Here is a 13,176-nt window from a genome sequence, read left to right on the forward strand (position 1 = left end):
CTTTCAGGGGGTCGGAGCCAGCACCGGCAGGTGCTTCTCGAAGGGGAGCGGGCCGATCGTCAGGGGATCGGCGGCGACGTCGAACAGCGGGGTGTAGCCGGACGCCAGGTAGAGGCCCCTGGCCTCGGGCTGGCGCGGACCGGTGGTGAGGTAGATCCGGGCGTAGCCGGCGGCGGCCGCCGTCCGCTCCAGCTCGGCCAGCACCCGACGGGCCAGGCCGCGGCGGCGGTGCGCGGAGTGCGTCCACATCCGCTTCAGCTCGGCGGTGCGCTCGTCGTACCGCTTGTACGCGCCGCCGGCGACCGGCTCGCCGTCCTCCAGCAGGAGCAGCAGGACGCCGTGCGGCTCGGCGAAGGCGTCCCGGGGGTAGCGGGTCATCTCCTGGTGCGCCTCGGGGCCGTAGCGGCTGACGTACTCGTGGGTGAGCTCGCGCAGCAGCGGTTCGACCAGCGGGTCGTCGATGGTGACCCGGCGGAACCCGGCCGCCGGGCCGACCCACCGGTCCGGAGCGCTCACGCCTGCACCGCGATCAGCTGGTGCCGGTCCCGCTCGGCGCGCTCGGCCGCCGCCGCGGCCTTGGCGGCGTCCCGCTTGGCGACCTCCTCGCGGACGATCGGGATGACGTGGCGGCCGAAGTCGATCGCGTCGTCGAGCAGGTGGTAGCCGCGGGCGGAGAGGATGTCCACGCCGAGGTCGTAGTAGTCGAGCAGCGCCTCCGCGACCGTCTCCGGGGTGCCGACCAAGGCGTTGGAGTTGCCGGCCCCGCCGGTGGCCGCGGCGGTCGGGGTCCACAGCGCGCGGTCGTAGCGCTCGCCGGCCTCGGCGATCTCGATCAGCCGCTGGGAGCCGGTGTTCTCGGGCGCTGCGGCGCCGAGCGGGCGGCCCCGGCGGACGAGTTCCCCGGACTCCCGGCGGGCCTTGATCGCGGCCACCGTCCGGTGCGCCTTCTCCCAGGCCAGTTCCTCGGTCGGCGCGATGATCGGCCGGAACGCCACCTGGATCCGCGGCACGTCGGTGCGCCCGGCGGCCCGGGCCGCCTCCTTCACCCGCTCGATCTGCTCGGCGGTGCGGGCCAGCGGCTCGCCCCACAGGCAGTAGACGTCCGCCTCGGCGCCGCCGGCCGCGTAGGCGGCGTCCGAGGAGCCGCCGAAGGAGACCCCGGGGCGCGGCTGCTGGACGGGGAAGACGTCGGAGACGAAGTCGTTGAAGCGGTAGTGGGCGCCCTCGTGGTCGAAGGGCTCCCGGCTGGTCCACGCCTTCTTGACGATGCCGATGTACTCGCGGGTGCGCTCGTAGCGCTCGTCCTTGGACAGGAAGTCGCCCTCGCGCTGCTGCTCGTGGTCGCTGCCGCCGGTGATGAAGTGGACGGTCAGCCGCCCGTCGCTGATCTGGTCCAGGGTCGCGAAGGTCTTGGCGGCGAAGGTCGGGTAGGAGACGTTCGGCCGGTGCGCCAGCAGGATCTGCAGCCGGTCCAGGTGCGAGGCGAGGAAGGCCGCCGCGGCCGCGGGTTCCGGGGAGCCGGCGCCGTACGCGAAGAGCACCCGGTCCCAGCCGTGGTCCTCGTGGGCCCGGGCCAGCCGCAGGGTGTAGTCGCGGTCGAAGGCCGCGGTGGAGCGGGGGGTGGTCTCCGAGCCGTCGCCGGTGGCGGCGATACCGAGGAATTCGACGGGCATGGCGGAACCTTTCGGGGTGAGCGGAGTCCGGTGGACTGCGGGTGGGCAGGCCGGAGCCGGCCGGGGCGGGGCGGCCGTGGACACGGGTGCGCGGCGGCCGCGCCGACGGTGGGGTCGGCGCGCGCGGCGGGAGGAGGTGGGAGGCAGGCGTGGACGAGGGAGTACTGCCGGAGTTCAGTGCGAGGTCGTCGGACGGCAGCGTGCGCCTGGGACGCCGTCAGCTGCGGACGGCTGGTCCCGGCCCGCGGCGGGGCAGACCGAGGGAGGGCTCCCCGCGGGAGATCAGGGCCGGACGGGCGGCCCGCTGCCGGGTCAGCCGCGACACGCCGCGGACCACACCCGACCGAAGTCGATGTGGTCGCGGGTGACCAGGGGCTGCTCGGCGTACATGGCCTCAAGTTGAACAGCCCGCCAAGTGGTCCGTCAACCACCCATCATTGCCGCTCTGTTGCGATCTCCTGTCGCCCTGCGACCGGTCCGCGCCGGGCCCCGGTCGGGACCCGGACCACCCTTGACAGCCGTCGATCGCGCATGCGTACGATCACGGCGGAGTGCAGTGCACAGCGCCGGCCGTGTTGAGGGACGCGGGCCGGTGCGACGGCCGTACGTGACCACACCCGTACCTCCCGCCCGCCCGCACCTCCGCCAGGAGCCGCCGCCATGGCCACCCCGCAGGACCTCCTCCCCGCCCGCTCCACACCCGCCCCCGCGGGCGCCACCGCCCCCGACCGCCCCGACCGCCCCGGCCCGCCGCCCGACCCCGGCGCCCGGATCGTCGCCCGCCGCCGGCCCGGGCAGTGGGTCTGCGCCGGGATCGCGCTGCTGCTGGCCGCGATGGCCGTCAACTCCGTGGTGCGCAACAAGGCCTTCCAGTGGGACGTGGTCGCCGACTGGTTCACCGCCGGGTCGGTGCTCAACGGCCTCACCCTGACCCTCTGGCTCACCGCCGTCACCCTCGCCCTCGGCTTCGTCCTCGGCGCCGGCCTCGCCGTCATGCGAATGTCCGGCAACCCGGTGCTGCGCACCCTGGGTTGGGGCTACATCTGGATCTTCCGCTCCACCCCGCCGCTGGTGCAGCTGCTGTTCTTCTTCAACATCGGCGCGCTCTACCCGACCCTCGGCCTGGGCATCCCGTTCGGCCCCGAGTTCGTCACCGTCAAGACCGTCAACCTGATCGGCCCCACCCTCACCGCCGTCATCGGCCTCACCCTGCTGGAGACCGCGTACGCCGCCGAGGTGATCCGCGGCGGCATCCTGTCCGTCGACCGCGGCCAGCTGGAGGCCGCCTCGGCGCTCGGCCTCGGCCGGTGGCGGGTGCTGCGCCGGATCGTCGTCCCCCAGGCGATGCGCTCGATCGTGCCGACCGCCGGGAACATGCTGATCAGCGCGCTCAAGGGCACCAGCATCGTCAGCGTGCTGGCCGTCTCCGACCTGCTCTACTCGGTGCAGCTGGTCTACCTGCAGTCGTACCGGGTCATCCCGATGCTGGTGGTCGCCACCATCTGGTACCTGGTGGTCACCACCCTGCTGTCCGTCGGCCAGTACTACGTCGAGCGCCACTACGCCAAGGGCGCCACCCGGGACGGCCTGCCGCCCACCCCGCTCCAGCGGGCCCGGGCCGCCCTACGGCGGCTGCGGGAGGTGGCGGCATGAGTCTTCTGGTGATCGTCGGCGCGGGCCCGCGGGGCACCGGGCTGCTGGAGCGGATCGCCGCCAACGCGGCCGAACTCCTGCCCGCCGAACGGCCGTTGCACGTCCACCTGGTCGACCCGCACCCGCCCGGCGCGGGCCGGATCTGGCGCCACGAACAGTCCCCGCTGCTGCGGATGAACTCGATGGCCGAGGACGTCACCATGTTCACCGACGAGCGCTCGACCATCGACGGGCCGGTCCGCCCGGGCCCCTCGCTGGCCGAATGGGCGCTCCGGCGGCGGGAGTTCGCGCCCTACCGGGAGGTCGCCGACCCGGCCGTCCGGGCCGAACTGGACGCCCTCGCGCCCACCGACTTCCCCACCCGCCGGGCCCAGAGCGCCTACCTGGACTGGGCGTTCCGCCGCGCCGTCGCCGACCTGCCCCCGCACGTCACGGTCACCGTGCACCGGGACACCGTCCGGCGGATCGACGGCCCGCCCGACGGCCCGCAGACCGTCCACCTCACCGGCCGCACGCTCACCGCCGACCACGTCGCCCTCACCCTCGGCCACCTCGACTCCACCCCGCACCCCCGGTACGCCGCCGACGCCGACTTCGCCGCCCGGCACGGCCGCTTCCACCTCCCGCCCGCCTACTCCGCCGACGCCGACCTGGACGGCATCGCCCCCGGCGAGCACGTCGTGCTGCGCGGCCTCGGCCTGGCCTCCGTCGACCTGGTCGCCCTGCTCACCGAAGGGCGCGGCGGCCGCTTCGAGCCCACCGGGGACGGGCTGCGCTACCGCCCGTCCGGCCGCGAACCGGTGCTGCACCTCGGCTCCCGGCGCGGAGTCCCGTACCACTCCAAGACCGGCTACCGCCTCCAGGGGCCGCCCGCCCCGCTCCCCCGGTACTTCGACGCGACCGCCGTGGACACCGTCCTCGCCACCGGCGGTCCGCTCGAACTCCGGCGCGACTTCTGGCCGTTGATGGCCAAGGAGACCGCCTTCGGGCACTACCACGAGCTGTTCCACGCCCACCCCGAGCGCACCGCGCTGCCCTGGCCGGAGTTCCTGGCCCGGTTCGACCGGCACGACTGGTACTCCCCCGCCCTGGCCGCCCTGGTCGCCGAGGCCGTACCCGACCCGGCCGACCGGATCGACTTCGAACGGCTCGACCACCCGCTGGCCGGCCTCGAACTCGGCTCCGCCGAGGAGCTCCAGCAGCACCTGCGCGCCTACGTCACCGCCGACGCCGACCGCCGCGCCGACCCCGCGCACAGCGCCGACCTCGGCGCCTTCCTCGCCCTGCTCTCGCTGTTCGGCCAGCTCCCGCGCATCCTCGCGACCGGCCGGCTCACCGCCCGCTCGGTCGCCGAGGAGGTGGACGGGTGGTTCTTCGGCTACTTCAGCTACCTCGCCTCCGGCCCGCCCGGCTTCCGGCTGCGCCAGCTGCTCGCCCTCTCCGAGGCCGGGATCGTGCGCTTCCTGGGCGCGGGCGTCCGGGTCGAACGGGACGAGGCCACCGGCACCTGGCGGGCCGGCGGCGACACCGTGCCGGGCCACACCGTCGCCGCCACCGCCCTGGTCGAGGCGTACCTGCCCAAGCACCAGCTGACCCGCACCCTCGACCCGGTGCTACGCGAACTGCACCGCGCCGGGCGACTCGTGGAGGAGGTGGTCGCCGACGAGGACTACACCCACCGCTCCGGCCTGGTCACCATCGCCCCCGGCGACAGCCGGCTGCTCGACCCGGCCCTGGGCGGCGCCCCGCACCCCCGGCGCACCGCACTCGGCCCGCACACCAGCCTGCGCGCCGCCGCCGCCTTCGCCCGGCCCCGCACCAACTCCCCGGGATTCCGGCAGAACGACGCCGCCGCCCGCGCGCTGCTGCGGGCGCTGGCCGCGCTCCCGGCCGCCGCCCCGGGGCCCGTCGACGATCCCCCGCCCGCCCGCCGCCGCCAGGGCACCCGCCTCGCCGCGCTGTCGGCGGTCGCCGCCCCTGCTCCGCCGTGCGGTCAGCGCACCCCGCCACCGCCGCGCCCGCCCTCCGGCCGGACGAGGGGGGCCTGAGGGCGGGCCCCGGGGTGGGCCCGGCAGCGGGTTCCAGGGCCCACCCCGGCCTCTCCGACTCCACCGACGCCCGTTCGGCCCCCCTCCCCCCGCCTTCACCCGGATGGAAGGATGGGCCCTGAGCCCCCGCGACGAAGCGGCGGGCCCGACGGCCCCGGTGTCGCGGCCGCCGGACGAGCAGAGCCGAGGAGAAGCGGTCATGGCCAAGCAGGCCCCGCAGAGCGACCCGGCGCAGGACGCCCCCGAGGTGTCCGCGCCCCAGCACGCGGCGGCCGGGCTGCCCGCGGTCGGCCACAGCCTGCGGATGGCCGCCGAGCAGATGGGCCCCCTCCGCACCCTCGCCACGCTGCGCAAGGTCAACCAGCCGGACGGCTTCGACTGCCCAGGCTGCGCCTGGCCGGAGCCGGGGAAGACGCACACGGCGGAGTTCTGCGAGAACGGCGCCAAGGCCGTCGCCGAGGAGGCCACCGAGCGCCGGATCCGCGCCGAGTTCTTCGCCGCCCACCCGGTCGCCGAGCTGGCCGGGCGCTCCGGCTACTGGCTGGGCCAGCAGGGCCGCCTCACCCAGCCGATGCTGCTCGACGAGGGCGCCACCCACTACACGCCGGTCTCCTGGGACGACGCCTTCGCGCTGATCGCCGAGGAACTGCGCGCCCTGGACACCCCGGACGGCGCCGCCTTCTACACCTCCGGGCGGACCAGCAACGAGGCCGCCTTCGCGTACCAGCTGTTCGCCCGCCGGCTGGGCACCAACAACCTGCCGGACTGCTCCAACATGTGCCACGAGTCGTCCGGTTCGGCGCTCACCGAGACGCTCGGCGTCGGCAAGGGCAGCGTCAGCCTCAAGGACCTCTACCAGGCCGACCTGATCATCGTGGCCGGCCAGAACCCGGGCACCAACCACCCCCGGATGCTCTCCGCGCTGGAGCGCGCCAAGCGGGCCGGCGCCACCATCGTGAGCGTGAACCCGCTGCCGGAGGCCGGCCTGGAGCGCTTCAAGAACCCGCAGCACGCGCGCGGCCTGGTCGGCCACGGCACCAAGCTGACCGACCTGTTCCTACAGATCCGCCTCGGCGGGGACCTGGCGCTGTTCCGCGCGCTCAACCGGATGATCCTGGAGCAGGACGGCGTCGACCGCGCCTTCGTCACCGAACACTGCCACGGCTTCGAGGAGTTCGAGGCGCAGGCGGAAACGACCGACCGCGCCGAGGTGCTCGCCGCGACCGGCCTGCCGTGGGAGCAGATCGAGGAGCTCGGCCGGCTGGTGCTGGGCTCCCGGAAGATCATCGTCTGCTGGGCGATGGGCCTCACCCAGCACAAGCACGCCGTCCCGACCATCCGCGAGGTGGTCAACTTCCTGCTGCTGCGCGGCAACGTCGGCCGCCCGGGCGCCGGGGTCTGCCCGGTGCGCGGGCACAGCAACGTCCAGGGCGACCGGACGATGGGCATCTTCGAGCGGCCCTCGACGGCCTTCCTGGACGCGCTCGGCGAGGAGTTCGGCTTCGAGCCGCCGCGCGCGCACGGCCTCGACTCGGTGGACACCATCCGGGCGATGCGCGACGGCCGGGTCGGGGTGTTCTTCGCGATGGGCGGCAACTTCGTCGCGGCCACCCCGGACACCGACGTCACCGAGGCGGCGATGCGCCGCTGCCGGCTGACCGTGCACGTCTCCACCAAGCTCAACCGCTCGCACGTGGTCACCGGCGCCCGCGCACTGATCCTGCCCACCCTGGGCCGCACCGACCGGGACGTCACCGGCGCCGGCGCCCAGTTCGTCAGCGTCGAGGACTCGATGGGCCAGGTGCACTCCTCGCGCGGCGGCCTGCGCCCGCCCGCCCCGGGCCTGCTCTCCGAGACCGCGATCGTCTGCCGGCTGGCCCGCGCCGTCCTCGGCCCCGGGGACACCGTGCCGTGGGAGGACTTCGCCACCGACTACGACACCCTGCGGGACCGGATCGCCCGGGTCGTCCCCGGCTTCGAGGACTACAACGAGAAGGTCCGCCGCCCCGGCGGCTTCACCCTGCCGCACGGCCCGCGCGACTCCCGGACCTTCCCCACCGCGACCGGGAAGGCCAACTTCACCGTCAACCCGCTCACCGCCCCCGAGGTCCCGCCGGGCCGCCTGCTGTTGCAGACGCTGCGCTCGCACGACCAGTACAACACCACCGTCTACGGCCTGGACGACCGCTACCGGGGCATCAAGGGCGGCCGCCGGGTGGTCCTGGTCAACCCGGCCGACGCCGCCGAACTCGGCCTGGCCGAGGGCGACTTCGTCGACCTGGTGAGCGAGTGGCGGGACGGCGTCGAGCGGCGCGCCCCGCACTTCCGGGTGGTCCACTACCCGGTGGCCCGCGGCGGCGCGGCGGCCTACTACCCGGAGACCAACGTGCTCGTCCCGCTGGACTCCACCGCCGACATCAGCAACACGCCGACCTCCAAGGCCGTGGTCGTCCGCTTCGAGCCGGACACCGGCGCCCCGGCGTGACGCACGCGAAGGCCGCCCGGCGTCCGCGGACGCCGGGCGGCCTTCCTCATGACTCAGTTGGTGCCGAGCGGCAGTGTCGCGGTGGCGCTGCCCGGGGCCCCGGCGCTCGCCGAGCCGGTGGTGGTGGAGGCGGCGGTGCCGGTGGAACCCGGGGTGCCGGCGCCGGTCGGGGTGGGCGTCGCCGGGCCCGTGCCGGTCGGCGCCGGGGTGCCCGTCCCGGTCGGGGCGGGCGTGCCGGTCCCGGTGCCGGTCCCGGTCGGCGTCGGGGTGGGCGTGCCGGGGGCGGTGGTGCCGGTGCCGGACGGCGTCCCCGGGTCGGTGGGCGTTCCGGTGCCGGACGGCGTGCCGGTGCCGGTGTCCGCGGGCGTGCCCGGGGCGGTGGACGGCGTGCCCGGGGTGGCCGGCGGGTCGGCGGGCGTGCCGGGGGCCGGGGCGGTCGGGACCTGGTTGGCCGGGCTGGGCGCGATCGGGGTGACGGTGTCCCAGCCGGCGGGCAGGTCGGGCACCTTCCAGCTGCCGCCGGCCTCGTCCGCCGCGCCGGACGGGTCGGGCCGCACCGCCCCGAGGATCGGCATCGAGCCGATCGGCGACACCTTGATGACGGCGCCCGGCCGAGGTGCCTGGACGACCAGCCCGCCGCCGATGTACATCGCGACGTGCGTGGCGCCCTCGAAGTAGATGACCAGGTCGCCGGGGCGGAGCTGGTTCAGCGCGATGTGCGGGAGCTGGGCCCACTGCTCCTGGCTGGTGCGCGGGATCGGCAGCCCGGCGTGCAGCCAGGCCTGCGAGGTGAGGCCCGAGCAGTCGTAGGAGTCCGGCCCCGCGCCGCCCCACAGGTACGGCTTGTTGAGCTGGGCGAGCGCGAAGGCGACGGCGGTGCGGCCGGCCGCCGACGGGGTGCGCTCGCCCTTGCCGAGGGCGCCGGAGGCGAGGAAGGCGAGCTGGGCCTCGTCGGCCTTGGCCTTCTCCAGCTTCTCCAGTTCGGTGCGCTGGGCGCCGGTGAGCGAGGAGACCAGCTGCTCGACGGAGGCGAGGTCGGTGGCGACCTTGGCCTTGGCGGCGTCCTGCTGGGTGACCAGCGTCTGGGAGGTCCTGAGCGCGTCCTCGGTCTGCTTCGTCAGGCCGGCGAGGGCCTCGCGGTCGGTCTTCAGCCGGTCCAGGAACTCGGACTGCGAGCGGCTGGCGGCGGTGAGCAGTTCCGCGATGGTGACGGCCTCGTACGGGTCCTTGGAGAGCAGCAGTTCGGCGTAGGCGGAGGCGGCGCCGTTGCGGTACTGGGCGGCGGCGAGCTGGGAGGCGATGTCGGTGCCGGCGTCGACCTGCTTCTGCTGGCGGTCCAGCCGGCCCTGGAGGTCGGTGAGCGCGGCCTGCTGCTCGGCGACCTTGGCGACGGCGCCGTTGTACTGCTCGGTGGCGGTCTCGGCGCTCTGGTAGAGCGTGTGCAGCTGGTCGAGCAGCGGGCCGAGGGTGGCCTTGGCGGCGGCGAGCGGGTCGTCGCCCGGGCTGGCCGCGGTGATCGAGGCGCCCGGATCGGGGGCGGCGTACGCGGCCTGCGCGGCGAGCGGGAGGGCGAGCGCGGCGGCCGCGAGGGCGGCTCCGCAACGCAGTGCCGCCCTCAGCCAGGGCCGTACGACTGCCGATTCAGTGCGCTGTGCAGCCCCGCCCATGGGTTGGTCCTCCCCGCCCCAGCCTGTCACCGGCGTCCCCGGATCCCGCAGATCCTCCCACGGGTTACTCACCGGAAACAGGGCGCATCCGGACTGGGAGGTTAATTCTCGGTTGATCTGTGAGACAGCTCTCAGCAAACCGGAGCGAACCGGGGCGAACTTCGCTAATGTCCAGCTCAGCGCGACCGCCGACACCCCTCCGAAAGCTTCCGGACACCACTGGGACACCAGCGGAACCACGATTCCCGGCTCAGTTCACCTTCCGTTTACCAAACAGACCTACGGTCGCGACGACACCAACGTCCGTGCGACAACTACGACGATTGTTTGGGTATGGAACACATCTCGTTCCTGGTAGCCGTTGTGATCATCACGGCGCTCGCCTTCGACTTCACCAACGGGTTCCACGACACCGCCAACGCGATGGCCACCTCCATCGCGACGGGAGCCCTCAGGCCGAAGGTCGCGGTCACCATCGCGGCCGTCCTCAACTTCGCGGGCGCGTTCCTGTCCGTGAAGGTCGCCACCACCATCTCCGGCGGCATCGTCAACGAGAAGAGCGGCATCCACCCCGAGATCATCTTCGCCGCACTGGCGGGCGCGATCCTCTGGAACCTGCTGACCTGGCTGCGCGGCCTGCCGTCCAGTTCCTCGCACGCGCTGTACGGCGGCCTGATCGGCGCCACCGTGGTCGGCGTCGGCATGAACGGCGTCAACTTCGACACCGTCCTCTCCAAGATCCTGATCCCGGCGATCGCCTCCCCGCTGGTCGCCGGCCTGGCCTCCTGGGGCGCCACCAAGCTGGCCTACGCGATCACCCGCAAGGGCAACGAGGCCACCGCCACCAAGGGCTTCAAGACCGGCCAGATCTTCTCGTCCTCGCTGATCTCGCTCGCGCACGGCACCAACGACGCCCAGAAGACGATGGGCATCATCACCCTGACCCTGGTGTCGGTCGGCGCCCTGCCGCACGGCGCGCTGCCGCCCACCTGGGTGATCATCTCCGCGGGCGCCGCGATCGCGCTCGGCACCTACATGGGCGGCTGGCGGATCATCCGCTCGATGGGCAAGGGTCTCGCCGACATCAAGGCGCCGCAGGGCTTCGCCTCCGAGTCGGCCGCCGCGACCGTCATCCTGACCTCCTCGCACATGGGCTTCGGCCTCTCCACCACCCAGGTCTGCTCCGGCGGCATCATGGGCGCCGGCCTCGGCGGCCCGAAGGCCGAGCTGCGCTGGAGCCTGGTGCGCCGCATGGTCTACACCTGGGCGCTGACCCTGCCGGCCGCCGCGCTGGTCTCGGGCGGTGCCGCGCTGCTGGTCCGCCAGGGCACCTGGGGCATCGTCCTGGTGGGCGCCGTGCTGGTGGCCGGCTCCGGCGCGATGTGGCTGATCTCCCGCCGCCAGCCGATCAGCGCGGACAACGTCAACGACGTCAACGACGTCACCCCGGTGGAGATCCCCGCCACCGCCGCCCCCGCGAACACCCCCACCCCCGCCTCGACCACGGTCGCGGCCTGAGCGCCGCAGGCTGAGGAGCACCCGCCATGCACATCAAGTGGAACGCCCTGGCCCAGACCGCCGGTGCCAGCTTCGGCATCACCGTCGCCGTGGTCTCCGTCTTCGCGCTCGGCATCCTGGCCCTGTCCCGCCGCGAGGCCGCGCTGAGCGCCCGCGAGGGCGAGGCCGCCCAGGAGCCGGGCGGCGGCCGGCTGGCCCTGGCCGGCGCCTACGCCTGCTTCGGCCTCTGCGCCGCGGCCGTCGTCTACGGCCTGGTCCTGATCGCCGCGCCGTAGGGCGCGGTCCGACGGTTCCCGCCGTCCGCGCGCGGGACGAACCGAACGGGCCGGGGAGTGTGATCCACACTCCCCGGCCCGTTCGCGCGTCCCCGCCCGGAGTCAGCCCTGCTGGCTGGTCTTCAGCGCGGTCTCCCGGATGAACAGCACCGTGACGAAGGCCAGCGCCGCGAACGGCGCGGCCCACAGGAAGACGGTGCCGACGCCGTGCCCGAACGCGTCCGTCACCAGCGGGACGATCGGGGCGGGCAGCTTGTGCAGGTCCGGGATGCCCCCGCCGCCGGCCGCGCTCGCGGCCGGGATGTGCGCGGCGGCCAGGTTCTCCGCGAGGTAGTGGGTCACCTTGCTGTTCATCAGCGCGCCGAGCGCGGAGACGCCCATCGCGCCGCCCATGGTGCGGAAGAAGGTCACCACGGAGCTGGCCGCGCCGAGCTCGTGGCGCGGCACCGTGTTCTGCACCGCGAGCACCAGGTTCTGGCTGGTCAGGCCGAGGCCGATGCCGGTGATCGCCATGTAGACGCAGAGCAGCTTGTAGTCGGTGTCGGCGCGGGCGGTGGCGAGCAGGCCGAAACCGATCGCGAGCAGCGCCGTGCCGGCGACCAGGTAGGCCTTCCACTTGCCGTACTTGGTGATCAGCCGGCCGGCGACGGTGGAGGCGAGCGCCAGGCCGAGGATCATCGGCAGGGTCATCAGGCCGGCCATGGTCGGGGACTTGGCGCGGGCCAGCTGGAAGTACTGGCTGAGGAAGGTGGTCGCGCCGTACATCCCGACGCCGACCAGCACGCTGGCCACCGCGGCCAGGGTGACGGTGCGGTACTTGAAGAGGTCCGGCGGGATGATCGGCTCGGCGGCGCGGCGCTCGATCACCACGGCCAGGGCGCCCAGCAGCAGGCCGCCGCCGACCATCGCGGCGGTCTGCCAGGACAGCCAGTCGTAGTTCGTGCCGGCCAGCGTGATCCAGATCATCAGCAGGCTGACGGCGCCGGTGATGACCAGCGCGCCCAGGTAGTCGATCTTCGCCTTGCGCTTGACCACCGGCAGCTTGAGGGTGCGCTGCACCACCAGGATCGCGGCCAGCGCGAACGGGATGCCGACGTAGAAGCACCAGCGCCAGCCCAGCCACGAGGTGTCCACGATGACGCCGCCGATCAGCGGTCCGCCGATGGTGGCCAGCGCGAAGACCGCGCCGAAGTAGCCGCTGTAACGGCCGCGTTCGCGCGGCGGGACCATCGCGGCCAGACAGATCTGGCCCAGTGCGACCACACCGCCGGCACCGATGCCCTGGAGGGCGCGGCAGGCGATCAGCTCGGCGGTGTTCTGGGAGAGGCCGGCCAGGGCGGAGGTGGCGATGTAGATCAGCAGGGCTATCTGGAGCAGCAGCTTCTTGCTGACGAGGTCGGAGAGCTTGCCCCAGATCGGGGTGGAGGCGGTCAGGGTCAGCAGGGCCGCGGTGATCACCCAGGTGTAGGCGGACTGGCCGCCGTGCAGGTCGGTGAGGATGTGCGGCAGGGCGTTGGAGACGACGGTCGACGAGAGCACGGCCACGAAGAGGCCGAGCAGCAGGCCGGACAGCGCCTCCATCACCTGCCGGTGGGTCATCGGTTGATCGTCGACGGCGGCTCCGACGGTCGCCTCGGCTGTGACGGTCATCTGGGTCCTTCGGCGGGAGGAGTGAGCGGGGGGCGGGGGTGCGCGGGCAGGGAAAATCGTTGCCTTACGCAACCATAGGCCCGATGGTTGACTAAGGCAACTTTCTTCAAGCCCAAGTAAAGGCCTCGCCCCAGCCGCCGCCCCGGCCGCCGCCCCGGGCCCGGCCCCAACCGCCGCGGACCGGCCCCGCCCCGGGGCCCGGCCACC

Annotated in this window: 9 protein-coding genes; 5 read left to right on the forward strand and 4 right to left on the reverse strand. The window is 73.8% G+C overall.

Annotated features, from left to right (window positions below; translation table 11 throughout):
• Positions 1-3: 3 nt before the first annotated feature.
• Positions 4-516, reverse strand: coding sequence for a GNAT family N-acetyltransferase (locus AC07AL_RS09625; RefSeq protein WP_400988552.1), 513 nt, complete (start codon positions 514-516; stop codon positions 4-6).
• Positions 513-1,673 (reverse strand): LLM class flavin-dependent oxidoreductase, encoded by a 1,161-nt coding sequence (locus AC07AL_RS09630; RefSeq protein ID WP_400988554.1) that lies wholly within the window; start codon positions 1,671-1,673, stop codon positions 513-515. Before AC07AL_RS09630 ends, AC07AL_RS09625 begins: the two co-directional genes overlap by 4 nt.
• Before the next feature lie 660 nt (positions 1,674-2,333).
• Between AC07AL_RS09630 and AC07AL_RS09635 the strand changes: the two genes are divergently transcribed.
• The 3 genes from AC07AL_RS09635 (at position 2,334) to AC07AL_RS09645 (ending at position 7,859) form a co-directional block, all read left to right on the forward strand.
• Complete coding sequence (locus AC07AL_RS09635) at positions 2,334-3,326, forward strand: amino acid ABC transporter permease (protein WP_478317278.1); 993 nt, start codon at positions 2,334-2,336, stop codon at positions 3,324-3,326.
• Positions 3,323-5,374: an FAD/NAD(P)-binding protein gene (locus AC07AL_RS09640; RefSeq protein ID WP_478317279.1), complete on the forward strand. Its 2,052-nt coding sequence runs from the start codon at positions 3,323-3,325 to the stop codon at positions 5,372-5,374. The genes AC07AL_RS09635 and AC07AL_RS09640 overlap by 4 nt, the downstream gene beginning before the upstream one ends.
• Before the next feature lie 199 nt (positions 5,375-5,573).
• Positions 5,574-7,859, forward strand: coding sequence for an FdhF/YdeP family oxidoreductase (locus AC07AL_RS09645; RefSeq protein ID WP_363581943.1), 2,286 nt, complete (start codon positions 5,574-5,576; stop codon positions 7,857-7,859).
• A 53-nt stretch (positions 7,860-7,912) separates the two neighbouring features.
• Here the strand turns inward: AC07AL_RS09645 and AC07AL_RS09650 are convergent, their stop codons facing one another.
• Positions 7,913-9,526 (reverse strand): NlpC/P60 family protein, encoded by a 1,614-nt coding sequence (locus AC07AL_RS09650; RefSeq protein ID WP_363581941.1) that lies wholly within the window; start codon positions 9,524-9,526, stop codon positions 7,913-7,915.
• Positions 9,527-9,859: 333 nt separating this feature from the next.
• Here AC07AL_RS09650 and AC07AL_RS09655 point away from each other — a divergent pair, with 333 nt between their 5' ends.
• Together AC07AL_RS09655 and AC07AL_RS09660 are read left to right on the forward strand one after the other, a co-directional pair.
• Positions 9,860-11,044 carry an inorganic phosphate transporter gene (locus tag AC07AL_RS09655; protein WP_363581939.1) on the forward strand — a complete coding sequence of 395 codons (1,185 nt, stop codon included), beginning with the start codon at positions 9,860-9,862 and terminating at the stop codon, positions 11,042-11,044.
• Between the two features lie 26 nt (positions 11,045-11,070).
• Entirely contained in the window at positions 11,071-11,319 is a 249-nt protein-coding gene (locus AC07AL_RS09660) for a hypothetical protein (protein WP_063347835.1), read from the forward strand.
• Between the two features lie 102 nt (positions 11,320-11,421).
• On the opposite strand, the gene AC07AL_RS09665 is transcribed toward AC07AL_RS09660, so the two are convergent.
• Positions 11,422-12,969, reverse strand: coding sequence for an MDR family MFS transporter (locus AC07AL_RS09665; protein ID WP_063347836.1), 1,548 nt, complete (start codon positions 12,967-12,969; stop codon positions 11,422-11,424).
• Positions 12,970-13,176 lie beyond the last annotated feature (207 nt).

The organism is Kitasatospora sp. NPDC043949 (assembly GCF_056435365.1).

Bases quoted from the DNA above. Each gene is read 5' to 3' on its own strand.
- AC07AL_RS09640 (WP_478317279.1), top strand. From the start codon at position 3,323: ATGAGTCTTCTGGTGATCGTCGGCGCGGGCCCGCGGGGCACCGGGCTG.
- AC07AL_RS09665 (WP_063347836.1), bottom strand. From the start codon at position 12,969: ATGACCGTCACAGCCGAGGCGACCGTCGGAGCCGCCGTCGACGATCAA.
- AC07AL_RS09655 (WP_363581939.1), top strand. From the start codon at position 9,860: ATGGAACACATCTCGTTCCTGGTAGCCGTTGTGATCATCACGGCGCTC.
- AC07AL_RS09660 (WP_063347835.1), top strand. From the start codon at position 11,071: ATGCACATCAAGTGGAACGCCCTGGCCCAGACCGCCGGTGCCAGCTTC.
- AC07AL_RS09650 (WP_363581941.1), bottom strand. From the start codon at position 9,526: ATGGGCGGGGCTGCACAGCGCACTGAATCGGCAGTCGTACGGCCCTGG.
- AC07AL_RS09645 (WP_363581943.1), top strand. From the start codon at position 5,574: ATGGCCAAGCAGGCCCCGCAGAGCGACCCGGCGCAGGACGCCCCCGAG.
- AC07AL_RS09630 (WP_400988554.1), bottom strand. From the start codon at position 1,673: ATGCCCGTCGAATTCCTCGGTATCGCCGCCACCGGCGACGGCTCGGAG.
- AC07AL_RS09635 (WP_478317278.1), top strand. From the start codon at position 2,334: ATGGCCACCCCGCAGGACCTCCTCCCCGCCCGCTCCACACCCGCCCCC.